Origin of the sequence: Arthrobacter sp. CAN_A6, assembly GCF_015751715.1 — a bacterium.
Taxonomy (GTDB): Bacteria; Actinomycetota; Actinomycetes; order Actinomycetales; family Micrococcaceae; genus Arthrobacter_D.
This window is the reverse complement of the sequence record NZ_JADOUV010000004.1, coordinates 81,354-106,433: the sequence shown is the minus strand read 5'-3', so window position 1 is coordinate 106,433 and position 25,080 is coordinate 81,354. Positions and strand designations below refer to the sequence as shown.

The window sequence follows — 25,080 nt, the reverse complement described above, 5'->3', positions numbered from 1 at the left end:
ATTTGGTTCTAGTGACCCCGCTGAACCCTTCCCTTTCCCTGGAATTTGTTCGTGGCATACGTCAGATACCTGCGTCCCAAGAGCACAAGCCGTTTGACGCGGTAGAACAAGTGCGGAGATAGGGCAAGAAGCCGCTGTTTCGCGACTCGCTCCAACGCATCACGGGTGCGGCGAACCCGCGGGGGCCTTCCATGGCTCTCGATGAGCTGAACATGGGTGGCGAAATCCCACTTGTAGGGCTCTGCGCCCTGTAGCAAATCGAAACTTTGGTGTCCTTGGTGGTAGCTGTAGTCCAGCATTCGCAGCAACAGTTCCTTACCGATTCCGTACTTTGCAAAGGCGGGGTCGTAAGCAGGAAGGAGAGCCAAGTATTCTCCCTGCCACAAGAATCCGGCCTGTACCGCAGCGTATTTGTCGGCGACTTGCAAGGTTGATAAGACGAGGTGTCCATCCTTGAACAGACTCTTCAGCATGGCGAGCGCACCGGGGGCCTCAAGAGTCTCGTGGCCGCCCTCGTACTGCTGGATCTTCCATTCGACGCAGAGATGCAAAGCCTCTATGTCGGGATTATCAAAGGTGAAAACGGGCTCCCCGAGCTCTTCCGACATCCTCCTGAGCCTCCGGCGCTGATTGTGGAGCAGACTCTTACTTCGCTTCCGGATTAGGGCCAGATACTCGTCCCAGGTGGTAAATCCTTCCCACTCAATAAGGGGTGCTGGTTCCTGGTTCGTCCTGGGCACTGATGCCGCGGGATCTTCGTCCCCAAGGGCGATGGAGGAGGTCAGGAGTTTCGGAATATAATTTATGGTTTCTTTCAATTTGCCGTCAGAGGGAACAGGTTTCACGTAATCGTAAAACGGACCTGTTGTCAGGATCTTGCTCCCGTTGACTTCCGCGAGTCGCACCTGCCTCCCCTTCACCTCATACATCTTGAAATCGAAGGTTCTCGCTCCGTGGTAATCCCTGGCGAGAGCTGTCAGGAAGGCGTCAGATGAAAAAAAATCCATGATTTTGCCCTATCCTTGCCTGGTTCGGGGGATTGACGGTTCGCTGCTTCAGAGCCTACTCGCGGGCTCAGTATATGGGGGCCGCCGGGTTGAACTGCGAGGGCTACATGCTTTATTTTTGACCTGCTTCTCCACGTAGTTGCGCTGGCTAAAGCGAGTAGTCAGTACTCGTGCCAGCCCCTATGCCTGCCCGTAGTCTGACGTTCTGTCCTATCAGAAATTCCCGTCTAGGGAGATTACGTGACGATCGGTCCCATCGCTGAACTCCAGGCTGGCCTGGGACCTCGCCCCCAAGATTCGGATGCGTCATTTGGGAGCGGCAGCATTGCCCGATACGGCGTGCTCTTGTCGATAGGGGCTGGCTTCGTCGGTGTCTTCAGCTACGTTGTCACGCTACTCATGATCAATGCTTTGAAACCCGCCGACTTCAGCCAATTCGCGGCCGCCCAAATGATGCTCGGCATGGTAGGAATTGTCACCTCTGCCCTAGTTCCTTTACCGCTTTCTCATGCGGTAACTGCCCATCCGCAGGGTTCAGAACAGCGGCGTGACGCCATGTCGTTCTCCGCAATGGTTTCGGTAATGGTTGGGTTGGGCGCGGCCTTGGTAACAGGGTTCATCGCCGCTGGTCTAGGATCGCCCTCAATAGCCGCCATGGTTGCCCTCTCCGCTTTTGTCCTGTTCATTGGAGCGGCACCGTCGGGGTGGATTCAAGGCGAGTTGCGCTTTGTGCGCTACACGGTCAAGTCCGTCGGCGAGGTACTGATCCGGCTGATCTTCTCTCTCCTCGTCGTCACGTTCGCATGGGGCGCACCCGGCGCTGTCCTTGGCTTCGCTGTGGGTGGGTTGGCACTTCTGGTTACACCCAAGTCATTTTTCCGCGACCTCACTTGGCGTCCGCAAGTGCTGCGTCAGAAATGGCGATGGGCTGAAACTGCCGATATAGCGTTCACTCTCTGCGTCGTGTCGGTCCTGGTAGGCATTGACGTGGTCCTGGTGGCTTTCCTCGACGGCGGCTCGACAGCGGCCGCGGGATTCCAGGCCTTAGCGTCCATAGCCAAAGCTCCGGTTTATGTAGCAGCAGGAACGGTCATTGTGGTGTTTCCGATGCTGCGGCGGCCGGGTGTTGATGTGGGGGTCATACTCACGGACGCCCTGCGTTCCTTCGGCCGGCTCGCCCTAGTTGCGTGCGCCGTCATTGCCACAGCTCCGCACGCGCTGGTAGCCCTCGTCATGCCAGAAAGGTACCACTCATCGTTCGCCCTGCTACCCTGGCTCGCACTCTCAGGATTCGGCTATGCCACCCTGACGGTTTTCTCCACGGTCCTTCTGGCGTTGCGTGCCTACCGACGCTGTCAGCTGGGGTTGGTTGCAGCATCAGTGTTGGTTTCAAGTGGCCTCTTCCTGGGATGGGATTGGGGAGGCGTTCCGGGCATCGCGATTGGCTGCGCGGTTGGTGCGATGGCCGCGGCGTGCATCTCGGCGGTGATCGCTCTTCCGCTTCTCCCGCCGCATTCTGGTCGCATGGCTACCAAGGGCTTCATCGGAGGGGCTTGCCTTGCCTTGGTATTGGCACTCGCAGACCGGCAACCCCTCGTATGGCTATTGGCTGTCTTTATTACCGGTCTTGTTGTCCTGGCTCAGCTAAAGAAAGGAAGCACTGTGGAAATGGTACGCGGCCTGCGGTTGCGACTGTGGCAACGTGCCGAAACACTCCGTCTCGCCCGGCAGCTCACGTATCCGCCTGGTCGAGTACCAAATGGCTCGACAGCGGTCAACGGGGGACAGGAGGTGGGCGCCGCGGTTCCTGTGGGGCGGAGTCTCATAATTACCTTGGGGTCGGTCCTCACATGTTTTGCTGTAGCTTTCGGGGTGCGCTCTATAGGGCTCCTGCAAGCCTTTGAGCTATGGGTGGACGAGATGCTTTATGTCCAACTTGGGCAGTCGATAACTGACGGTGAATTGCTCCCCCGGCTTCCGGATGGTCCGTTCTTTCTTCATCCTCCTGGCTTCTTCCTGGTGGAGGCCGGTGTCATCAACCTTCTCGGATTAACAGGCGACTCAGTGGAGATGGTGATGCAACTCCGCTGGCTGAACGCAGTACTGGGGGCGCTCACTGTAGGGCTGGCTTTTCTCGTGATCAGGACGGCAGGGTCCAGAAATGCGGCCTGGGTCACGGCAGGCCTCCTGATTTTTGAACCGTTCGTCTTGCGCAGCAACAGCCACCTTTTCCTGGAGACTCTGGCGATGGCCTACGTTACCGCCGGGCTAGCGATAGTGGTGGTGCAGCTCAAGTCACACTACCCAAGCCGTCCGCTGCTGCTTTGCGGCGGTTTGATGCTGGGGTTCGCGATCCTGACCAAGGATTTTTTTGCGCTGTGTACTGCGGTGCCGGTCATTGCTGCGGTGGTGTGGCGCCGAACAATCAGAGCGCACGATGCGGCCATCATCCTGTCAGCCATGGTCGTACCGTACTTGGCGTATTTGACGGTGGTAGTTGCCCAGGGGATGCTGCCGAATTGGATACAGGCAAAGGAGGGCGGGCTTCGGCGTCTGATCGGTCTCGACGTATTCACAGGCTTCACGGCCGAGGGAGCGCCCAGCTTGGTTGAACGTCTCTTCGATAATGCCGGCCACTTCGGTACCAGCTACCTGCTATTAGCATTGTGCCCGGCGGCCGCGGCATTCCTGTGTTTCAGTCTTCGTCCGGAGCGTCGACTGATTGGCCTGATGAGCTTGACGCTGGGAAGTTATGGCCTTTACAGTGCCCTGTTCGGCACTTTCGAGGAACAGTACGGCTACGCAGTGATGATTGCAGCAGTGCTGAGTACGGCGTTGCTCGGCGTCGAGATCGTGGAACGGCGACCTGAAGTCCGTGTACCAGTCATTTCTGCCAGCATCGTTATGATGCTGCTCACCGCGAGCCTTGGCGTCAGACTGGAGACATCCACCGACAACGGCTTTGTGCAAGCGAAACGCTGGATAAGTCAAAACCTGCCGGCCGACGCAAGAGTAAGCGTTACCAACAGCACAGGTGAACTCGCGTTCGCGGACGATTCGCGCTCCGGCATATGGCCTTCGGCAGCCCTGATGCAAGAGAACTCCGCGGACTACATCTTGACGCAATCCCTTCCTACCAGCCAAGGCTATGGATACATGCAGCCGGCCATGCATCAGTGGTTGGAGGCAAACGCCACTCCTGTCTTCCAGCTGCAGGGCCTCACCAACGGCGCAACGACCGTGTGGCGCATCGATGACATAGCGTTGAACCGGGCCGTGCTCGAGGGAGTAGGAACTCCTACCACCTACGGAACGGGGCACTAAGAGTCCATCCGTTCCGAAAGCATCCCTTCAACAGTGTTGCTGATTGTCCTCCACTGTATTCCCAGCGCCCTCGCCTACTTTGATTGCCCCGCTTCGGCAGATGCTGTTGCCTACTACCCGGATGTTTTCCAAATCGCCCTTGAAAGTGACTGAAGCTCCGTCATTGTGGAAGAAGGTGTTGCCGAGCACTGCGATGTCGTGCACCGACTGCGTTCCCCCGTCGTAATAGCCCGTTCTGATTCCGGAGGGTGAGCCCCAGAACCGGTTGTTCTCTATGGTGATGTTACGAATCTGATGACCGGACACAGCGAGTTGCATGCCCGCACCGTGCGACCCGCCGCGAACATCGTTGTCCCGGTAAATAACGTCGTAGACTTCCGCGCCTATCGTCTGAGCAACCAGGCCATCATCGCCGTCGTCGCCTCGGCGTTGGTCAACGCGATTGCCCACCACAGCGCCTGAGTGGGAGTCCGTAACGTGGATGCCGTCCAGCTGGTTATATTTCCCGGATGAATCGGCCACCGTTGAGCTGTCCCGCACACAGAAATTCGAGCTGCCCACCACCGCTATGGAGTAGGTGAAAGGGTTCTTCGTTGCCACCCCTACCACCAAAGCGTTGACGGAATGCCGCACGTCAATAAGGTATTCATTGAGCCTGCCATCAACATTCCCGTCGAGAACGTCGCCGCTTTGATCGGCCGTCAGATCGGCAATCGTAACGTCGTCGGCTCCCTCTGTGGTGACTATTGGATGCCCGCCATGTGGCCCCTTAGAGTCCAGGAAGCGGGCCGAAGCCTTGAGGACCGTTGCCAGCCCCGAGCCACTGAGCGCCACGTTATCCTTCAGCCATAGTGGGCGGTGGATATTGAACTGCCCGGCCGACAGCTGAACAATACCTCCACCTTGACCAGCTGCAGCATCAATCGCCGCCTGAATCGCGTCCGAATCCCCGACCGCGGACGCATCCACCCGCCATATATTGGTGGCGCTGCTTCCCGTCGCGACGCATCCGCTGTTTCCGCCTGCACTGAACGTGTAGGCGGTCCCTGCCACCCCAACCACAATGACTACCAGCAGCGCCGCCTTGAATTGGTAGGTCATCGCAAGTCAAACCTTTGCTTCCGCAACGGATGTAAGGGAATTCTTTCTGCTAGCGAACCGGGAGCCACCTTAAGGAACCCGGTAGAACTTATCCTCAGGATAGTGGACCTAGGGCACATCTTAATGATGAGACCTCCTCATTCTCCGGTGCGACAAACGATCACGATCAAGTACGCTTCGATGTTGAGTGATCCCAGCCAAAATCTCTGTAGTCCGTCAACTCACCGAACACCAGCAGCATTGTCCGGGAACTCCTTGAGGACAACGATTCGGGCAGAACCGGCGTGCCGGGTGGGATTTTCGCCAAGAAACAAGCCGTGCAGGCCTTCCGGTGGGCCGGTGGGCCGACGACGAATTCAACTAATACTTCTGCCGCCTTGCTCAGCTCCAGTCCTGCAGCCCAGCCTCGTGGTCCGCACGTGGTACCACTGTGCATGTTCGAGCTTCGCGACGATCGCTTCCTGAGCGCGGGCGGCGACCGCACCTCGCACCTCGCACCTCACACCTCGCACCTCACACCTCGCACCTCGCACCTCGGGAAAGCTGACCTTCCGCCTTGCTTTACGGAGCACACCCACGTGATCTTGGCGTGTCGGCCTTCAATGTCAAGCCCTGGGTTCAAAGGGCGTTCGAGTCGAAAATTTGCTGTAACTCGAATGCCGGCCGACCGGCGTACAAATGGTCGTTCACAATGCGCTGACGATAGTCGATCTCCCCGTGAAGCCGGTGATGGACAAACCAATCAACGTGTTCTGCGACGACAACTTCAAGTTGGTTGATGACCATCTACAGTCCATTGTCGCGCATGAAACCGGCCTTGAGCAGGTGCTCAGGGCGGTCGAACTCCGCCGCGGAAAAGCCGAAGCCTACTTCAAGATGGTCTTGGCCTGGCGCAAACCGCACATCGAAACTTCGTGTTCCGATCACATCGGTGCTCGTCATCTCCCGGCCGCGGACCCTCGTCGGTCCCCGCGCGCTTGACCCGGATACGCCCTCGACTCCGCAGGATGAAATCCAACGGTCCTTCTAGGTGTAATCAGTGCCTCCATCAAACCCAAAACGCTTCAAGGTGCTGATGATAACGTTACTGGGGCCCACACGGAACCGATTCTTTCACGTTCCCGCTTCAGCCGGGCAATTACTTCAGCCCGCCGCACTCCGGCGGAGAAGTCGTCCAGGTCGTCTCCTCCGGGTCCGTGCAGGTGGTCGCGAGTTCGTCTCCCCGTTGTCCGCCGAAGGAGACGACCACCTCTCCCCCGCGATCCCTCAGCCGGGCCAGGCGGTCGTCCAGCTGGAAAGCGGTTCCAGCCCTGTCGAAGCTGTACGTGCCGCCCCACGAGGGCTCGCAGGCAGCTTCCTCACTGGCAACGATGAAGGAGAGGACAGCTTTTGCTGCTTCCGGCGTGGGTGGTCTGTCCACCTCGTAGGTGGACGGCACGGTGACGTCGACGTAACCGGCGAACCACGGCGCATCCACCACCTCCTGCGCGCTGCTGCGCCCGGCACAGCCGACAAGTGCGAGGGAGACCGCAAGCATCCCTCCGATCACGCTCAGCACTGGGGATCCGGGGTGGGCCGCTCGGCGGTGCATTGCCATGCCCCAATATAAGCCGCACGTCGGGATTACACGGCGAACACCGGAATTCCGGGGCCTCCCCCTGTCAGGCGGGCGGCCTGTCGGCCTCGATCATGATGCGGCGACGTTTTCCGGGTAACGGGAGGACGCTCGGATCGACAGCCGTAGCACCACCGCGACCAGGGCTGACCTCGCCGGGAGGGTCAGCGGACTCGTCGATGACAGCATCAAGGACGATGACCGTGACGTTGTCCCGTGCACCCGATCGAAGGGTTGCCTCGATGAGGGCCTCGGTCGCCGCCTGCGGATCGGGGACGGTGCTGAGCACGTCGTAGATGCCGTCGTCGCTCACTTCCCCTGTCAAGCCGTCGGAGCAGATGAGGATGCGGTCGCCCGTCCGGACCGGCATGAGCCAGTAATCGGCCTCCGCGTCGTCACCCGTCCCCAGGGCGCGCGTCACCACGTGCCGCCGTGGATGGGTCTGGGCCTCGGCCGCCGTGATCTCGCCGAGCTCCACGAGTTCCTGCACCTCGGAGTGGTCGACCGAGATCTGCCCGAACCGGTTGCCGTCCAGGCGGTACGTCCGGGAGTCTCCCACATTGAAGAACAACCAGGAGGGCCCACCGGCATCCTGCACGACCACGACACCGGAGAGTGTGGTGCCGGCTTTGCCACCGGTTTCGGCGCGGATCTCCGCGTCCGCTTCCTGGATCAGCTGTTCGAGGTCCTCCGCCGAGAATTCGGACGTCCGGGTGCCCCGCATACTGCGTTCGAGCGTCCGGATACAGACCCCGCTGGCGATCTCGCCCGCTTCATGACCGCCCATCCCGTCGGCGACGGCGAAGATGGGCTCGGAGGCGAGAAGTGAATCCTCGTTGAGTTCACGGCGCAGGCCGCGGTCGGTGGCACAGCCATAGCTCAGTCTCAGCGAGCCCGGCACTGCACGGCCGGAATCGGGGGTATTGGTCACGGCGCCACCACCGCGGAGGGGATCAGCTGGTCAGTCATGCCCCTATTCTGCCCTGCCTGTGCAGGTCCGGCGCGCGTCGGTCGCACCAGGCGCACCTAGTCGAGGACGAGGCCTGTCCCTGTTCCCCGTGCAAGCGTGACCGGGTGGACCTCGCCGAACCCACGCACCGTCCGCGCCTGGTGCGGCATCAGCACGAACTTCTCGTTGTTGCTCAGGGTTGCAGCGGTGGAGGCGTCGATGAGCACCGTGCCCGGCTCCGCGAGCGAGGTCAGGCGGGAGGCCAGATTCACAGTAGGCCCGTAGATGTCACCGAGCCGCGAGAGGACACGTCCCCACACCATGGAGCACCGGGCCGACGGCAGGAGCTCGTCCTCGGTGAAGGCCTTGGCGAGTGCAAGGGAGATTTCGGCGCCCGCTTCCGGGGACTCCGCGATGTACAGCACCTCATCGCCGATGGTCTTGACGAGCCTCCCGCCGCCCACCGAGATGATTTCAGCGCACTTGTTCTCGAAGCGCTGCACCAGCTGCGCGAGCGTCCGTTCGTTCATCTGCCGGGAGAGGCTGGTGTAGGACACGAGGTCGGCGAACCCGACGGCGCGCGCCAGGGGCAGCGGTGCGTCCTGCTCATCGCCGTCGCGGCCCGTCTCACTTGCCCGCAGACCGGACTCCGCCCTCAGGGCGAGCCGCTGCACCGCGGCGTTCATCTGGCGTCGCCACGCATACACCAGCGTCTTCTCGAGCGGTTCGATCAGCTCCGGCAGTTCGGCCACCAGGGTTTTCCGGGCCGTGGCGTCGGAGATGCCGCGCTGCGCCACCATCTCCTCGACCAGTGCCTCGATCTGCCAGACCACCATGCGGTCCGTCATCTGGCCCACGGCACGCGTGATGGAGATCGCGGCGTCCTCGGTCAGCTGTTCCTGGCGGACCAGCTCGATGATCGTCGTCAGCGCATTCTGGTCCTTCTCCGTGAAGGCGATGTCGTCGTCGCCGATGTTCGGGAAGCCCATCGCGCGCCACAGCTTCCGCGCCGAGAGAAGCGAGACACCGGCCCCTGCCGCGACGTCGCGGCGCCGCAGGGTGCGCTCGGCACCCAGGAGTTCGATCTCGAGGTTGCGGATGGCCTCCCGGTTCAGGTGGACGACGGGTTCCGGCCCGGCGCCGGGATTCCGCTCGGCGGCAACTGCCGAGTCCCCGGGCCGGACGGCGGGAATGGGGCGGGTGGCCGGCCGGCTCTCGGGGTCGCCCTGCAGGCGCCACACCGCCCTTGCAGCGGGATGCGATCCGGAAGCGCGGGGCACATCCGGGTACGCGTGTGAATCGGGCAGCGCATCGTGTCCCGCACCGGACTCCGCCGTCATCTCCCGCCGCCCCTCCACTCCTGGTTGGCCCCCGGATCTTCCCGCTGGGCATAAGTCGAATCAATCTCCATGTCTACACCATCGAACATGAGGGTCAGTGGGAGCTCGCTCACCGCAGCAACCACATAATCCTTGAAGACGTGGATCCGGGGGACGTTGCGGTAGGTCACCATGCGGTCGCGCCCCAGATCCACCAGCAGTGTTCCGCTGCCCACGAACCGCTGGAAAAGGCTCTGGGAGATATCCAGCTGATAGACCGCCGAGAGCGGGATCTGGTGCTCACTTCTTCGTGCCGCGCCCCGCCGGTGGATGAGCCGCATGCTGGTGAGTACATAGCGATTGTTGAGCCACCGCACGAAAGGGCGCACGAAGAGCCGCGCGAGCAACGCCAGAAGCAGGACCGCGGCCAGGAGGACCAGCACGGGCCGCCAGGCCAGGAGTTCACCCGGAAGGAGCACGGTACTCAGCCTGCCGAGGGCGAAACCTCCGAGTCCCAGCAGGACCACCGATGCCGCGACGGGCCATGCCAACCGCGCCGGGTCTGCCCGGGTGCGAACCACGACGCGTTCCCCCGGTGAGAGCCGGATGCGCATTCTGCCCTAACCCTGCGGGCGCAGATGCACCACGTCGCCCGCTGCCACGGTGTGCCGCTCGCCGTCGTCGTCGCGCACCACGAGGGCCCCGTGGGCATCGAGTGCCAGCGCACGTCCGGTCAGCGCTCCGTTCCCCGGCAGTTCCACCCGCACGTCCTGCCCGAGAGTCGCCATCCTCTCCGAGACCCGGTTGGCGAGGGACAATCCCCCCGACCAGGCGGTCATCGCGTTCCCGTCCACTGCGCAGAATGCACGGTAGTGCGCCGCGAACGTGCGGAGGAATGACTTCAGCAGGATATTGCGGTCCGTGGTTCCGGCGTACTCGAGCAGCAGGCTCGTGGCCGTCGGCACCGGAAGCTCGTCCCCCGTGAGGCTGACATTCAACCCGATACCCACGACGACGGCGGGAGTACCGCCTCGCGGGTCGGGCACGAACTGCGCGAGGATGCCGGCGAGCTTCCGCCCGTCCACGGTCACGTCGTTGGGCCACTTGAGCTGCGGGCTGACCTCGGTGCGGTCCTCGACACTTTCGGCGAGCGCGAGCGCGGCCAGGAGCGAGAACCACGGGTAGCTCTGCGTCGGCAGCGGCCTGCCGGCGTCGTTGACCGGCCGCAGCAGCACGCTCACGAGGAGTGAGGACCGCTCCGGGGCCACCCAGGAACGGTCGAGGCGGCCCCGCCCGGCGCTCTGCGCTTCAGCGGTCAGGACGCTGAGGTCCGGCCACTCGCCGCCCGCCGACCCTGCCTGCTCCACGAGGTCAGCGTTCGTCGATCCGGTCCGCTGCACCAGTTCGAGGCGCGCATAGGGACCGACCGGCGTGCAGAGAGCGGTGCGGAGCGCTCCCTGGTCCAGCCCGGGGCGCTCAAGGTTGGAATAGCGGGAGGTCATGACCCGATCTTACCCAGCCGTTTCCTCCCGGCCGGGATCAGAGGAAGATGTCGGGGACCAGGCGGTCCTCCGGAGCACCGAGGCTGTAGCCGGTGAAATCGGTTTCCCCTTCCTGCCGAAGAACCTCCTCGTCGGTGAAGAAGTTTCCCGTGCAGTCCCTCGAGTTCCTCGTCAGGACGGCGTGTGCCGCATCGGCCACGATCTCGGGGCTGCGCGCCGCCTGCACCATCGTGCCGCCGCCGGGCATGTTGCGGATGGCCGCCGTATCGATCAGCGTGGCCGGCCACAGCGAGTTGACTCCGATGCCGTCGGCCCGGAACTCCTCGGCAAGGCCCAGAGTCGTGAGGCTCATGCCGTACTTCGCCAGGGTGTACGCGAGGTGCTTTCCGGCCCACCGTGGGTCGAGGTTCAACGGCGGCGAGAGCGTGAGGATGTGAGGGTTGTCCGAGCGCCGGAGCGCGTCGATCGAGAACTTGCTCAGCAGGAAGGTGCCGCGGACATTGATGTCGGCCATGAGGTCGTACCGCTTCATGTCGATGTCCGGTGTCTTCGACAGGTCGATGGCCGACGCATTGTTCACCACGACGTCGATTCCTCCGAACCGCTCGACGGCGGCGGCGACGGCGCCCGCCACATCGTCGTCATTCCTCACGTCTCCCACGAGCGGCAGGGCGGCGCCCCCCGCGTCCTCGATCTGCTGCGCTGCGGTGTGAACCGTGCCGTCGAGTTTGGGGTGCGGTTCCCCCGTCTTGGCCATCAGCACCACGTTGGCACCGTCCCTGGCGGCCCGGAGTGCGATGGCGAGCCCGATTCCGCGGCTGCCGCCCGACATCAGTATGGTGCGCCCCCGAAGGGTGGCTTTCCCCTGCGGAGCCTGTTCTGTCGTCTCGTTGCCTGCGGTTCCGTCGCCTACGGCATTGCTTGCGGTCATCCACTCAGGATAGGCCGCAGTGCAGGAAGCTGTAGATGTCCTACAAGCCGGGCAGTGCCGTAGCTCACTAGACTGGGAAAAACGCCCCGCTTTTTGGAGGATTCCTCCTTAAGGCGTTCACCACTCGCCTATCGGAGATTTCATGCCCGAGGACCTGACCCTCGATCTTCCCACCACCGCTGATCTTTCGACGACTGCCGGGAAGCTCGCCGACTTCCGGCGACGGCAGGAATCCGCAGCAGTTCCGTCGGGGCCCGAGGCTGTTGTGAAGCAGCACGCCCGGGGCAAGCACACGGCGCGTGAGCGGATCGACCTGCTGGTGGATCCGGATTCCTTCGTGGAGTTCGATGCGCTCGCCGTGCACCGGTCCACGGCGTTCGGCATGGCGAAGAAGAAGCCGCTGGGCGACGGCGTCGTCTCCGGCTATGCGACGGTGGACGGGCGTCCCATCGCCGTCTACAGTCAGGATTTCAGCGTCTACGGCGGGTCGTTGAGCCAGGTCAACGGGGAGAAGATCGTCAAGGTGCAGGAGTTCGCGCTGCGCAACGGCTGCCCGGTGGTGGGCATCAACGACGGCGGCGGGGCGCGCATCCAGGAGGGCGTGGCATCGCTCGCGATGTTCGCGGACATCTTCCGCAACAATGTCCACGCCTCCGGAGTCGTCCCGCAGATCTCGCTCATCATGGGACCGTGCGCCGGCGGCGCGGCATACTCGCCCGCCCTGACCGATTTCGTGGTGATGGTGGACAAGACCTCGCACATGTTCATCACCGGTCCCGACGTCATCAAGACCGTGACCGGCGAGGACGTCGACATGGAGACGCTCGGCGGCGCACGCCAGCACAACACGACCACCGGAACGTCCACCTACCTGGCCACCGACGAGCAGGATGCCATCGGATTCGTGCGGGAACTCCTCGACTTCCTGCCATCGAACAATCTCGCCGAAGCGCCGCTGGCACCGTTCGCCGAGATGCTCGAACCGACGGACGAGGACGTCGCCCTCGACACGCTCATCCCCGATTCGGCAAACCAGCCATACGACATCCACGCTGTCATCTCGGCCATCGTGGATGACGCCCACTTCCTCGAGATGCAGGCCCTCTACGCCCCCAACGTGGTCACCGGCTATGCGCGGGTGGAGGGCCACACCATCGGTATCGTCGCGAACCAGCCCCTGCAGTTCGCCGGCACCCTCGACATCAACGCTTCCGAGAAGGCCGCGCGGTTCGTCCGGCACTGCGATGCCTTCAACATCCCGATCCTCACCGTCGTCGATGTTCCGGGTTTCCTCCCCGGCAAGGACCAGGAGTTCAACGGGATCATCCGCCGCGGTGCCAAGCTGCTGTACGCCTACGCCGAGGCCACGGTGCCGAAGCTCACGGTGATCACACGCAAGGCCTACGGTGGCGCCTACATCGTCATGGGATCGAAGAAGCTCGGCGCCGACATCAACCTCGCCTGGCCCACCGCACAGATCGGGGTGATGGGAGCGCAGGGTGCCGTCAACATCCTGTACCGCAGCCAGCTCAAGGCGGTGGCCGACGCCGGTGGGGACCTCGAGGCGGCCCGCGCCGACGTCGTCGCGCAGTACGAGGAGGAGCTGCTGAACCCCTACCAGGCGGCCGAACTCGGCTACGTGGACGCCGTCATCGCACCATCGGAGACCCGGGTGCAGATTGTCCGCGGCCTGCGGGCACTGCGGGACAAGCGGGCCTCGATGCCGGCCAAGAAGCACGGGAACATTCCGCTGTGACCGGGATCGAGCCGGGGCGCGACACCGATCCCACGCGCGCAGGGATGTCCGAAACGGCGGACGAGTCCGTGCTGTCGGTGATTTCGGGCAACCCCACCGATGAGGAGCTGGCAGCCCTAACCGCCGTCGTCGTCGCCCTGCAGGGAGAGACGGACGGCCCGGCCCAGGGCTCCGGCCGGTCCTGGTTGCGGCGGACCATGCTGCGGCTGAAGCCGCTCCCCGGCCCGGGCTCGTGGAAGCGCAGCGCACGGTAGGAGCTGCGCAGGCGGCCGGATGGTCGGCAGGCTTCGTCAGCGCGGGTCCAGCACCGTTCCGAGGAAGACCGGCAGCCCGGTGTCGTCGTGGATGATCTGGTAGAGGAACGGCCGGGTGAACTCGAGGGTGAGCTCAGGAGGCATCGGCGCGGACGTTTCCATGAGGTTCAGCTGCGTCACAGCCGCTGCCACCGTCCCTTTTTCCGCCACAGTGATGTTCGCACTCTGCGCGGCGCCGGAAACGAAGATGTCTTTCTGGATGGCGTCGAAATCGGGGGTGAGGCCGAGGGTCTCCTCGAGGCCCAGGGCCTCCAGCGCGCCCAGCAGATCCTGCGTGTGGTCGTGGTCCCATTTCGGCAGCACCAGCCCGGCCCGGATGTCCTCCGCGGAAGCCATCCCGTCCCGGACTTCCAGCAGCTCCTCCTCGGAGCGGACCGGAGAGACCGCGGGATCGTCGGCGAGGACCAGCCGCATGCTGAATCCTTCCCCATAGGGAATGTCGACGCCCTGCCAGTCACCGCCCCGCGCGTACCGGACGGGCATCGCACCGTAAATCAGCTCTACCTGCTCCTGGGATCCGCCCGGCAGGGTGAAGGAACCTGGAGCAGTGCCTTCCGCGTCGAAGGGTGAGGCCCAGGCGGCAGCGAAGTACACGGTGCTGAGCAGCGACAGCGTGGTGTCCGGATCGTATTCGAGAGGTGCCTTCTCGATCCGGGCGCCGGTGTTGGCACTGGTCCAGCGGTCGAGGATTCCCTCTGTGTCCGGGTTCGGGAAGTCCACGGGATAGACACCGGCTCCGTACTGGCGGGCGAGGGTTGCGAGGAACGCCTCGCCCGTTGGGGTTCCGTCGTTGACGAACACTCCGTTGGCGAGGTGGAGCAGCGGTTCGGCGGGCGGCTCGTCCTCGTCGACCGAGCCGGGATCGCCGTCGTACTCCTGCATCTCGGCGAGCAGCGCGTTCATCGCCTCGTCGCGGTGCTGTAGCGGCAGCCCGAGAACGCCGTCCATTTCGGCGGCGGTCGTGGTACCGGCTCCAGCACGGAGCATAGCGAGCGCATAGAGCGCGCTCAGTGGACTCGTCACCTGGTTTCCGTCCGGGTTCTCTGCCGTCATCGCAGCCCCGAGCCGGAACGACGCCTGAACCAACGCGTCCTCGGCGTCGGGGAAGGTCTCCAGGGCCACCGCGACGCGTTCCACGCCCTCGGCGACCCGCGGCTCGGGAACGGCCGCGCCGCACCCCGAGATCAGAAGCGCTGCAGCGGTTCCCGCCGCCAGTGCCTGACGGTGCTGACCTTTTCCTGCTGCCATGGTTCCTCCTTCTGGACCTGCCCCATCACACCGTAGGCGCGTGCTCGCACCTACGGCCACCACGCCCGGGCACGATTGGGTTGCGAAAGTTACGGACCCGGGTCGTGGCCTTCAGCAACCAGGTGCGGTTAGGCTCTGCGTGTGACTTCTGAACCCACCTCCGCCCTGTCGACCCACCAGTCCCCCGGTGCAGCGCCCGCGCGCGCAGCCACGGCGATCGACGCAGTTGCCGATTCCTACACGCAGACCCTCATCCAACTGGACCCCAGTTTCGCCACGACCCTCGGCGTTCCCGGACACGAGACGGAATACCAGGACTACTCCCCCGCAGGGCTCGAAGCCTTCGCCGAGGCAGCCCGCGAAACCCTGGAGCGTTTGTCCGATCTCCAGCCCGTCGACGACGTCGATGCCGTTACGCTCGACGCGATGCGTGAACGCCTCGGGCTCGAGCTGGAGATCTGCGACACCGGCCTCAACCTGTCCGACCTCAACAACATCGCCTCGCCGGCGCAGGAGATCCGTGCCATCCTCGACCTCATGCCGACCGCCACGGCCGAGCAGTGGGGCCATATCGCGGGGCGCCTGCACAATATCCCCGACGCCCTGTCGGGGTATACCTCGTCGCTGCAGGAGGGCCGGAAGCGCGGCCTCGTGGCGTCGAGCCGCCAGCTCCGCGTCGTCATCGAGCAGTCCGGGAAGTACGCGGAGGACGGCGGATTCTTCGACGTCTTCGCCTCCACCGCGAAAGCCGACGACAGCGACCTGCCCGAGTCGCTCCGCACCGAACTCGCGAGCGGAGCCGACGCCGCCCGCCGGGCCTACAGCAGCTTCGCGGCCTTCCTCCAAGACGACCTCCTGCCCTCGGCCCCGGACAAGGACGCAGTGGGCCGGGAGCACTACGCGCTGATGTCGCGGCGCTTCCTCGGCGCGGCAGTGGACCTCGAGGAGACCTACGCCTGGGGGGTCGGGGAGCTGGACCGCATCATCGCCGAACAGGAAGCGGTGGCGGACGAGATTCGGGAGGGCGCCACGATCGAGGAAGCGATGCGCATCCTCGACGAGGACCCCGCCCGCCAACTGCGGGGCACCGAGGCACTGCAGGCCTGGATGCAGCAGTTGTCCGATAGCGCGGTGGAGGCCCTCGCCGGAACCCACTTCGACATCCCGGACATCATGCGCACCATCGAGTGCCGGATCGCTCCCACCAACGAGGGTGGCATCTACTACACGGAACCCAGTGATGATTTCTCCCGTCCGGGCCGCATGTGGTGGTCCGTCCCCGAAGGCGAGGATTCCTTCGCCACCTGGAAGGAGACCACCACCGTCTACCACGAGGGGGTTCCCGGCCACCATCTCCAGATCGCCACTGCCATCTACCAGCGCCAGCTCCTCAATTCCTGGCGGCGCAACGCCATCTGGGTATCCGGCCAGGGAGAGGGCTGGGCGCTGTACGCGGAACGGCTCATGGAGGACCTCGGCTTCCTGAGCAATCTCGGGGACCGCCTCGGCATGCTCGACGCCCAGCGCATGAGGGCTGCGCGTGTGGTCTTCGACATCGGGGTCCATCTCGAACTCCAGGTGCCTGCGCGCTGGGGGACGGGCACCTGGACCCCGGAGAAGGGTTACGGCTTCCTCAAGGCGAATATCGCGATCAGCGAGGGTCAACTGGACTTCGAATTCAACCGTTATCTGGGGTGGCCGGGGCAGGCGCCGTCGTACAAGATCGGTCAGCGGTTGTGGGAGCAGATTCGGGATGAGGTGAGGACCAGTGAGGGTGACCGGTTCGATCTGCGAGCCTTCCACACACGCGCGCTCAATCTGGGCTCGGTTGGTCTGGACACGCTGCGGCGGGCATTGCTTCCTGCGTAGGCTGGGGGCATGACTCCGCGCCTCGTCCTCGCCTCCGCGTCCCCTGCCCGTACCAAGCTCCTGACCGCGGCGGGCATCCGGCACAACGTCCTTGCCTCCGACGTCGACGAGGCGGCGGCCGCAGCCCGGTACGGGAACCTCGACCCCCGGGACACCTCGCTCCTGCTTGCCCGCGTGAAGGCCGAGGCAGTCTCCTCGCTCGACGACGCCTACGATGCCCTCGTGATCGGCTGTGACTCCATCTTCGAGTTCGAAGGCGAAGCGCACGGCAAGCCGTACGAGCCCGACACGGCCCGGGACCGCATCCGGCGCATGCGGGGTTCCTCGGGCGTCCTTCATACGGGTCATTGGCTGGTGGACAACCGGAACGACGGCTCGGGCGCGACCATCGGAGCGGTCAGCTCGGCAACGGTCCACTTCACTGCCATGTCCGACGGCGAGGTGGACCGCTACGTGGCCAGCGGCGAACCGCTGCAGTGCGCCGGCTCGTTCACGCTCGACGGACTGGGCGGCGCCTTCATCGAGCGCGTGGAAGGTGACCCCCATGCCGTTGTCGGAATCAGCATTTCGACGCTGCGCCAATTGCTCGCCTCTGCCGGCGTCGGCATCACCGAATTCTGGGGCGGAACTGAAGCCTTGTAGCATTCCTACAGAAAAATCGACTCCAACACTCCATAACGGCACGATCCATAGGCGATAGCTCCAAATACCGGTTAGGCTCCGAACAAATACGAAGGAGCGACATCCCCTATGAGCGAGCCCACATCCGGCGCTGCCCAGTCTGCTGCAGACGACCGTCCGGCCGGCCTCCGGGGCCATTCCGGCCCTGTCACGAAGGTACTGATCGCGAACCGTGGTGAGATTGCGGTTCGGGTGATCCGTGCGGCGAGGGACGAGGGAATCGCCTCGGTAGCCGTCTACGCCGACCCGGACCGCGACGCCCTCCACGTCCGCCTCGCGGATGAAGCCTTCGCGCTGGGCGGAGAAACCGCCGCGGAGTCCTATCTCCTCATGGACCGCATCCTCGAGGCGGCCGGGCGCAGCGGAGCCGACGCCATCCACCCCGGTTACGGCTTCCTTTCCGAGAACGCGGAGTTCGCACAGCGCGTGATCGACGCCGGCATCACCTGGGTGGGCCCCTCGCCCTCCTCGATCACCCAGCTCGGCGACAAGGTGCAGGCACGTCATATTGCCGAGCGGGTCGGGGCGCCCCTGGTACCAGGGACGAAGGACCCCGTGGCATCAGTGGCGGAAGTGCTCCGATTCGCCGACGAGTTCGGCCTGCCCCTGGCCATCAAGGCCGCCTTCGGCGGCGGCGGGCGGGGTATCAAGGTCGTCCGCGACAAGGACGAGATCCCCGAGGCCTACGAGTCGGCGGTCCGTGAAGCGACGGCGGCATTCGGCCGCGGCGAGTGCTTCGTCGAACGCTTCCTCGATGCCCCCCGGCACGTGGAGACCCAGTGCCTCGCCGACTCATACGGCGACGTCGTCGTGGTATCCACCCGGGACTGCTCCCTGCAGCGCCGGAACCAGAAACTCGTGGAGGAGGCACCCGCACCGTTCCTCAGCGCAGAGCAGAACGACCGCCTGTATACGGCATCGAAGGCGATCCTCAAGGAAGCCGGGTACCAGGGAGCCGGCACCTGCGAGTTCCTCGTCGGCCAGGACGGCACCATCTCCTTCCTCGAAGTCAACACCCGCCTGCAGGTGGAGCACCCGGTGTCCGAGGAGGTCACCGGGCTCGACCTCGTCCGCGAGCAGTTCCGGCTCGCGCGCGGCGAGGCGCTCGGCTACGGCGACCCGGAAGTGCGCGGGCATTCGTTCGAGTTCCGCATCAACGGTGAGGACGCCGGCCGGGGTTTCCTGCCGTCCCCCGGATCGGTGCAGACACTGAAACTTCCCACCGGTCCGGGCGTCCGGGTGGATTCGGGAGTGGAAGCGGGCGAGGTGGTCGGCGGTAACTTCGATTCGATGCTTGCGAAGCTGATCGTCACCGGTGCATCCCGTCCGCAGGCGTTGCAGCGCGCCCGGCGGGCCCTTGCTGAAATGCGAGTCGAGGGGATGCCGACTGTTCTTCCCTTCCACGCGGCAGTCGTCTCGGACCCTGCCTTCGCTCCGGCGGAGGGAGCCTTCACCGTGCACACCCGTTGGATCGAAACCGAGTTCGACAACCGGATCGAGCCGTGGCGTCCCGACAGCGCGGAGACCGGTCCCGAGGAGGACCAGCGCCAGCGCGTGACCGTCGAGGTCGGCGGGCGCAGGCTCGAGGTGGTTCTTCCCGCAGGCCTCGGAGCGGGCAATGCCAAGGCTTCCCCCTCCGGCAAACCCAAGAAGTCCCTGCGCCCGCGCGCGGGCACGGCGGCATCGAACGGCGACGAGCTCACCTCGCCCATGCAGGGAACGATCGTCAAGGTGGCCGTGACCGACGGCGCCGAAGTGACGGAGGGAGACCTCATCGTAGTGCTCGAGGCAATGAAGATGGAACAGCCGCTCACCGCACACAAGTCCGGGAAACTATCCGGGCTGGTCGCGACGCCGGGTGACACGGTGTCGGCCGGATCGGTGATCGCCAGGATCCACGACTAGCTTCTCCTGGCTGACAACCGATATTCGGCGGCTGACCGGACTGCGGCCGGCCGCAGCGGTCGGCCGGCCGGGTCGGCGGAGGTGCGGCACTCCGCTAGTTGCCGTTGCCGTTGCCGTTGCCGTTGCCATTGCCACCGCTGCCGCTGTTGCCGTCGTTGCCGTCGTTACCAACGCTGCCGTTGCCGTTGCTACTGCCACCGTTGCCGTTGCCGTCGTCGTCCCCGCTGCCGTTGCCGTCGTTGCCGTTGCTACTGCCACCGTTGCCGTTGCCCCTTTGATTGTCCTCCGGCGGGTTCTCCCGCGCGTCGTCCTCCGCGTCGTCCGCAGCATCATCCTGTGCGTCCTCCGCAGCATCCTGCGCCTCCTCGCTGAAGTCCTCAGGAGCATTCCCGGGCGCAACCGGTTGATCGGGCTGCCCCGAAGCGGGCGCCGGCGCCGGCTCAGGCGCAGGCACCGGCGCCGGCTCGGGCGCAGGGACAGGAGCCCGCTCGGGCGCAGGGACAGGAGCGGGTGCGGGATCGGGATCAGGGACCTGCTCGGCCGGGGAAACGGCCGGATCGTCCGGGGGAACCTTCTCGGTCGGAACGGGTCCGGTTCCGGGCTCGGCCACCTGTCCGGATTCTTCCTCGAGGGCCGCGATCACGGCGTCGATCCGCAGCGAGATCAGGTCCCGGCGTTCTTTCGTCAGTTCCCCCGCGGCCTCCGCCGACGTCAGATCCGCCCGGAGTTCGCCTGCCCGCGCTATGGCGGAAGCGCTGTCGCCCGAGCCCGCAAGCTGCGCAATGGCGCGCACCTCGGATTGGAAACGCTCGCTTGCGGCGGAGTCGATCGACGCGCCGTCGCACGCGGTGAGAAAGAGCACGCAGGCGAAAGCGCCCGCGGCCAGGACCTTCCGTGAGAGATTCCGCCGTACTGAAGGCCCTCGGTCCACGACGGCGGAGGTGCTCATGGCTGCACGCTCTCGTAGAGTTCCTCGAGCTTCTCGAGCCTCTCGCCGGTAAGTCCAGGAACCACCGGCAGCCGGTCGGGGCCGGAGCCGGAGCCTATCAGGCCGGCCAGCAGGATGCCTCCGAGGACCACGAGGGAGACCAGCACCACGACGACGGCCGCCATGACGCCGCGGTGACGCTTCCGGGGCGGTGTCGACGCCGCGGAATCCGCACCCGGCTGGTCCGCATCTGCCGATGACGGGAAGGTTTCCGTGGCTGCCTCGGCACGCGGGGGCCGCCGCTCGGCAGCAGGGTTCGCGGTCACCGCCGCTGTCGGCCCAGCGGCGTCGTTCTCGGCGGTTTGCGTGACCGCGGTGTCCACGGCGGTGCGCCCGGCAGCAGCCGCAGCAGGATCTTTATCAGCGGCACGAGGCGGCGAGGTGCCTGCGGAAGCCGTGTTGCCTGCATTTTCGCTCAACGCCGTGACCACTGCGCGGGCGGCTGGCCGGGCAGCGGGGTCATCGAGGGTCATCGCGGCGAGCAGGTGCGTGAGCTCGGTCCCGGCGGAACGTGGAATCGACGGACTCCGGTGCAGCCGTGCGAGCGCACTCTCCACGCCTGTTCCGGGAAAGGCCCGCTTCCCCGAGAGTGCCTCGATCAGCACGAGTCCCAGGGAGTAGATGTCGGTGGGGAAGCCCACGTCGTCGCCCCGCGCCTGTTCCGGGCTGAAGTAGGCGGCGCTGCCGATCACCTGGTTGGTCGCCGTCATACGGCCCCCGTCGAAGAACCGGGCGATGCCGAAATCGGTCAGCAGGTAGGTGAACAGGCCGCTGTCCTGCTCGACCTCGCGGGTCAGGATGTTCGAAGGCTTGAGGTCCCGGTGCATCACTCCCCGCCCGTGGATGTAGGCAAGGGTCCGCGCCAGGTCGAGCGCCAGGCGCCGGATCTCCTCCCGGTCCAGCGCGCCACCCCGCAGCTGGTGGCTGAGATCGGGGCCCGGCACGTACTCCATGACGAGGTAGGCGCCGTCTCCCGAGGAATGTCCCGTGTCCATATCGAGGACACGAACCAGGCCCGGATGGTCGAGGCCTGCAAGGAGACGGGCTTCAGCCGAACCACGCTCAAGACCGTCGGCCGTTCCTGGACGGAAGACCTTGACCGCGACGTTGCGTTCCAGCCGGGTGTCCCTCGCGACGAAGACCTCGGCCATTCCCCCGGCACCGATCCGTTCCCGGAGGTCATAACGTCCGCCCGCCAGAGTCTGCACGCTCATCCTGCCCTTTCCGTCCGCCCCCGTCTGCGTGAATGATAAGCACGCTTCCTTTGTCCCAGTCTACGGGCATCCTCGGGCTGTGCGCACTGGATCCGACGGGCCGAGGGCAACGCCGAAAGAACGACGGCGCGGCCCCTGGCCTGTTCTGGCCGGAGGTGCCGCGCCGTCGTTTGTCGGTGCTGTATCGGTGCCGGGCGAGCCCGGCTGGTTGCCTGTACTAGGCGATGTTGTTCTCGTAGTCGTTATCGCGGGTCTCGCGGGACAACCATAGCGCCACGAAGGTCAGGGCGGCGGCCACGGACAGGTACAACCCGACGAGGACCGTGCTGCCGTCCGCCAGCTGCCAGAGGGCCACGGCCACGAATGACGCCGGGGCTGCGCCGATCATGCTCGACACGTTGTACGCGACGGCGGATCCCGTGTAGCGGACATTGGCCGGGAAGAGCTCGGGGAGCACTGCGGCCATCGGGCCGAAAGTGAGCCCCATGAGCGTGAAGCCGACAATCAGCAGCACCATGGCGCCGACGGTACCCGCCCCGAACAGCGGAGCCCACAGCAGGCCGAAGACGGCGATGCCCACGGTGGTGGCGAGGAGCATCTTGCGCCGGCCGAAGCGCTCGGCAAGCGGTCCTGAGACGAGGGTGAAGATTCCGAAGAACACCACGCCGATGATGAGCATCCACAGGAAATCGGTGCGTGCCATGCCGAGGCCGGGCACGAAGGCCGCAACCTGCGCATCGGTGAACTCCCTGCCTGCCGCCTCCGCCCGGGCCTGCGCCTGCTCCACGCTCGACGGTGCGGTTCCGTAGGTAAGTGTGAAGGCTGTCATGAAGTAGAACAGCACGTAGGTGGCGAACATGATGAAGGTGCCGAGGATCAGTGCGCGCCAGTGGAGGCGGAACGTGGTGCCGAGCGGAAGCTTGACCACCTTGCCCTCGGTCTGGACCTTCTGGAAGGACGCGCTCTCAATGAGCTTGAGCCGCACGTAGAGGCCGATGATGACCATGACGGCACTCAGCAGGAACGGCACGCGCCAGCCCCATGCGAGGAACTCTTCCGGGCTCAGGGTGGTGCTCAACAGGACGAACAGCAGATTGGCCAGGATGAAGCCGATCGGCGCTCCGAGCTGCGGGAAGGTGCCGTAGATGGCGCGCTTCCCCTCGGGAGCGTTCTCCGTGGCCAGCAGGGCCGCACCGCTCCACTCGCCTCCCAGAGCGAGGCCCTGGAGGAAGCGCAGCACAACGAGCAGCAGCGGCGCGAGAAAGACCCAGCCCGGGTTGGTCGCCGCAGGCAGCAGGCCGATCAGGAAGGTCGCGATACCCATGGTCAGCAGCGAGGCCACGAGGGTGGCCTTGCGGCCGATCTTGTCCCCGAAGTGGCCGAAGACGATCGAGCCGAGCGGCCGCGCGACGAAAGCGACGCCGAACACTGCGAACGAGCTCAGCAGCTGGTTCGCGGAGGTCTGGTTCGGGAAGAACAGGGCGGGGAACACGAGCACTGCCGCGGTGGCATAGATATAGAAGTCGTAGAACTCGATGGTGGTGCCGATGAGGCTTGCGAACACCACCTTGCCCCGTGAATTCAGAGGCTTCGTGGTCCCACTGGATACAGCGGGTTTGGAGGATGACATGGCTACGGCTTTCTCGCGCGCGGCACGCGGTCCGATGCAGCTGCCTCGACCGGCGTGCGGAAACTTCAGTTGAACCCAAGTATTCGATCACTCGTGTCCATCAGGTGGATAAGCATGTCCAGATAATGGACACGGGGAACGGATCGATCATACCGCCTCACCACCCCGCTCCATCGTGGAGAGGAAAATGTCACAGGCCGTTTACCGAGGCCGCCCTGCCCTGAAATGCGCCGCCCGTAGTTTCGGAGAAATGCACTGCTGAATATGCGTTCCGAAGGGATCCCATGAGCGTCGATAGAACCACTGCCCCAATCCGCGAAGCTGCCCCCGCCGGGCAGCCCTTCGAGTCGGCGAAGGGCCGCTGGATAACCTCCTGGAATCCCGAGGACCCCCACCAATGGAACGGCGGTGGCAGTGCCATCGCCAGGAGAAACCTCCAATGGTCCATTGCGTGCGAGTTCCTGGGCTTCGTGGTCTGGCAGCTCTGGTCGATCGTCGTCGTCTATCTCCCTGCAGCCGGCTTCACCTTGACCACCTCGCAGCTCTTCTGGCTCATCTCGATGCCGTCCCTGGTCGGCGCAACCCTGCGCATTCCCTACACCTTCATGGTCCCCCGGTTCGGTGGCCGGAACTGGACCGTCGTCTCCGCACTGCTGCTCCTCATCCCCTCCGTCGGGCTCGCAGTCTGCGTGTCCAACCCGGAGACGCCATTCGGCGTCCTGCTCGCCGTCGCCGCCCTGGCAGGTTTCGGCGGCGGGAACTTCGCCAGCTCGATGGCCAACATAACGTTCTTCTACCCGGCGCGGGAGAAGGGCTGGGCGCTGGGGCTCAACGCCGCCGGCGGGAACATCGGTGCGGCAGTGGCTCAGCTCGTGGTGCCGGTGGTCATCGCGCTGGGTGCCGTCGGAACACTGAACCTTCCCCTTGCCGGGGTGATCTGGATCCCCCTGATCCTCCTGGCTGCGTTCGGCGCTTGGAAGTACATGGACAACCTCACGAGCGCCAAATCCGACGTCGCCGGTTCCCTTGCCGCCCTGCGTGAACCGCACCTGTGGATCATGGCGGTCCTCTACATCGGGACGTTCGGCTCCTTCATCGGGTTCGCCGGAGTGTTTCCCAAGCTGATCGTGGACGTCTTTCCCGACTTCTCGACCTTCGCACTGGGGCCGGCAACGCTGTCCCTTGCCTTCCTCGGTCCGCTCGTCGGATCCCTCGCCCGGCCCTATGGAGGACGCCTGGCCGATCGCTTCGGCGGTGCGGTCATCACCGTCTGCGCCTTCGCTGTCATGGCTACGGCTGCACTGGCCGTGGTCTGGACCCTTCCTGCGTCGAATTTCTGGCTCTTCCTCGTGCTCTTCCTAGTGCTGTTCGCTGCCGCCGGTGCCGGCAACGGCGCGACGTTCCGGATGATTCCGGTCATCTTCGCCCGGCGAGGGCTGCTCGAGACCCTGCGCGGCCGGCCGCGAGGCGGGACCTCCGGAGAAGGTACCGGGACGACTGTTACCGAGACCGTCAGCACAGCCCGGAAAGCGGCTGCCGCCCTGGGACTCATCTCTGCCATCGGCGCATACGGGGGTTTCGTGGTTCCCCAGGTGCTGAATGCCTCACGCGGCGCAACCGGCGCGTACGACGCCGCGTTCTACGGTTTCGTCGCCGCCTACGCCGGCATGCTCTGCCTCACCTGGTTCTTCTACCTGCGCCCCTCGAGCACCATGGGAAAGGTCTAG

General features: G+C 64.8%; 20 protein-coding genes. 8 read left to right on the top strand and 12 right to left on the bottom strand.

What is annotated here, in order from left to right; translation table 11 throughout:
* Window positions 1-8: 8 nt before the first annotated feature.
* Window positions 9-1,007 (bottom strand): GNAT family N-acetyltransferase, encoded by a 999-nt coding sequence (locus IWX75_RS08825; RefSeq protein ID WP_196821898.1) that lies wholly within the window; start codon window positions 1,005-1,007, stop codon window positions 9-11.
* A gap of 240 nt (window positions 1,008-1,247) precedes the next feature.
* Between IWX75_RS08825 and IWX75_RS08820 the strand changes: the two genes are divergently transcribed.
* Window positions 1,248-4,331, top strand: a complete 3,084-nt coding sequence (locus IWX75_RS08820) for a hypothetical protein (protein WP_196821897.1) — start codon at window positions 1,248-1,250, stop codon at window positions 4,329-4,331.
* 27 nt (window positions 4,332-4,358) lie between these two features.
* On the opposite strand, the gene IWX75_RS08815 is transcribed toward IWX75_RS08820, so the two are convergent.
* Window positions 4,359-5,432 (bottom strand): glycosyl hydrolase family 28-related protein, encoded by a 1,074-nt coding sequence (locus IWX75_RS08815; protein ID WP_196821896.1) that lies wholly within the window; start codon window positions 5,430-5,432, stop codon window positions 4,359-4,361.
* Window positions 5,433-6,110: 678 nt separating this feature from the next.
* Between IWX75_RS08815 and IWX75_RS08810 the strand changes: the two genes are divergently transcribed.
* The gene (locus IWX75_RS08810; RefSeq protein WP_196821895.1) at window positions 6,111-6,413 is read left to right on the top strand and encodes a hypothetical protein; all 303 of its coding nucleotides are present in this window, start codon (window positions 6,111-6,113) and stop codon (window positions 6,411-6,413) included.
* A 157-nt stretch (window positions 6,414-6,570) separates the two neighbouring features.
* Here IWX75_RS08810 and IWX75_RS08805 read toward each other — a convergent pair whose 3' ends face one another.
* The 6 genes from IWX75_RS08805 to IWX75_RS08780 all read right to left on the bottom strand — a co-directional run bounded on the left by IWX75_RS08805 (window position 6,571) and on the right by IWX75_RS08780 (window position 11,748).
* Complete coding sequence (locus tag IWX75_RS08805) at window positions 6,571-7,029, bottom strand: hypothetical protein (RefSeq protein ID WP_196821894.1); 459 nt, start codon at window positions 7,027-7,029, stop codon at window positions 6,571-6,573.
* Window positions 7,030-7,093: 64 nt separating this feature from the next.
* Window positions 7,094-7,978, bottom strand: coding sequence for a PP2C family protein-serine/threonine phosphatase (locus tag IWX75_RS08800; protein WP_196821893.1), 885 nt, complete (start codon window positions 7,976-7,978; stop codon window positions 7,094-7,096).
* A gap of 95 nt (window positions 7,979-8,073) precedes the next feature.
* Window positions 8,074-9,336, bottom strand: a complete 1,263-nt coding sequence (locus IWX75_RS08795) for an adenylate/guanylate cyclase domain-containing protein (RefSeq protein ID WP_334684213.1) — start codon at window positions 9,334-9,336, stop codon at window positions 8,074-8,076.
* Entirely contained in the window at window positions 9,333-9,929 is a 597-nt protein-coding gene (locus tag IWX75_RS08790) for a PH domain-containing protein (RefSeq protein ID WP_196821892.1), read from the bottom strand. The genes IWX75_RS08795 and IWX75_RS08790 overlap by 4 nt, the downstream gene beginning before the upstream one ends.
* Window positions 9,930-9,935: 6 nt before the next feature.
* Window positions 9,936-10,817, bottom strand: coding sequence for a biotin--[acetyl-CoA-carboxylase] ligase (locus IWX75_RS08785; protein WP_196821891.1), 882 nt, complete (start codon window positions 10,815-10,817; stop codon window positions 9,936-9,938).
* 37 nt (window positions 10,818-10,854) lie between these two features.
* The gene (locus IWX75_RS08780; RefSeq protein WP_196821890.1) at window positions 10,855-11,748 is read right to left on the bottom strand and encodes an SDR family oxidoreductase; all 894 of its coding nucleotides are present in this window, start codon (window positions 11,746-11,748) and stop codon (window positions 10,855-10,857) included.
* A 142-nt stretch (window positions 11,749-11,890) separates the two neighbouring features.
* On the opposite strand from IWX75_RS08780, the gene IWX75_RS08775 reads away from it, so the two are divergent.
* Together IWX75_RS08775 and IWX75_RS08770 are read left to right on the top strand one after the other, a co-directional pair.
* Window positions 11,891-13,504, top strand: coding sequence for an acyl-CoA carboxylase subunit beta (locus IWX75_RS08775; protein WP_196821889.1), 1,614 nt, complete (start codon window positions 11,891-11,893; stop codon window positions 13,502-13,504).
* Window positions 13,501-13,758, top strand: coding sequence for an acyl-CoA carboxylase subunit epsilon (locus IWX75_RS08770; protein ID WP_334684212.1), 258 nt, complete (start codon window positions 13,501-13,503; stop codon window positions 13,756-13,758). Before IWX75_RS08775 ends, IWX75_RS08770 begins: the two co-directional genes overlap by 4 nt.
* A gap of 36 nt (window positions 13,759-13,794) precedes the next feature.
* Here the strand turns inward: IWX75_RS08770 and IWX75_RS08765 are convergent, their stop codons facing one another.
* A complete protein-coding gene (locus tag IWX75_RS08765; RefSeq protein ID WP_196821888.1) occupies window positions 13,795-15,066 on the bottom strand; it encodes a serpin family protein in 1,272 nt (423 codons plus the stop codon).
* 141 nt (window positions 15,067-15,207) lie between these two features.
* On the opposite strand from IWX75_RS08765, the gene IWX75_RS08760 reads away from it, so the two are divergent.
* From IWX75_RS08760 to IWX75_RS08750, 3 genes are all read left to right on the top strand, one after another.
* Complete coding sequence (locus tag IWX75_RS08760; protein WP_442858963.1) at window positions 15,208-16,935, top strand: DUF885 domain-containing protein; 1,728 nt, start codon at window positions 15,208-15,210, stop codon at window positions 16,933-16,935.
* A gap of 9 nt (window positions 16,936-16,944) precedes the next feature.
* Window positions 16,945-17,577, top strand: a complete 633-nt coding sequence (locus tag IWX75_RS08755; protein WP_196821887.1) for a Maf family protein — start codon at window positions 16,945-16,947, stop codon at window positions 17,575-17,577.
* A 108-nt stretch (window positions 17,578-17,685) separates the two neighbouring features.
* The gene (locus tag IWX75_RS08750) at window positions 17,686-19,521 is read left to right on the top strand and encodes an acetyl/propionyl/methylcrotonyl-CoA carboxylase subunit alpha (protein WP_196821886.1); all 1,836 of its coding nucleotides are present in this window, start codon (window positions 17,686-17,688) and stop codon (window positions 19,519-19,521) included.
* A gap of 94 nt (window positions 19,522-19,615) precedes the next feature.
* Here IWX75_RS08750 and IWX75_RS08745 read toward each other — a convergent pair whose 3' ends face one another.
* The 3 genes from IWX75_RS08745 to IWX75_RS08735 form a co-directional block, all read right to left on the bottom strand.
* Window positions 19,616-20,470, bottom strand: a complete 855-nt coding sequence (locus IWX75_RS08745) for a hypothetical protein (protein WP_196821885.1) — start codon at window positions 20,468-20,470, stop codon at window positions 19,616-19,618.
* Window positions 20,467-21,723, bottom strand: a complete 1,257-nt coding sequence (locus tag IWX75_RS08740; RefSeq protein ID WP_196821884.1) for a serine/threonine-protein kinase — start codon at window positions 21,721-21,723, stop codon at window positions 20,467-20,469. The genes IWX75_RS08745 and IWX75_RS08740 overlap by 4 nt, the downstream gene beginning before the upstream one ends.
* Before the next feature lie 217 nt (window positions 21,724-21,940).
* Window positions 21,941-23,353, bottom strand: a complete 1,413-nt coding sequence (locus tag IWX75_RS08735; RefSeq protein ID WP_196821883.1) for an MFS transporter — start codon at window positions 23,351-23,353, stop codon at window positions 21,941-21,943.
* A gap of 284 nt (window positions 23,354-23,637) precedes the next feature.
* On the opposite strand from IWX75_RS08735, the gene IWX75_RS08730 reads away from it, so the two are divergent.
* A complete protein-coding gene (locus IWX75_RS08730; protein WP_196821882.1) occupies window positions 23,638-25,080 on the top strand; it encodes an MFS transporter in 1,443 nt (480 codons plus the stop codon).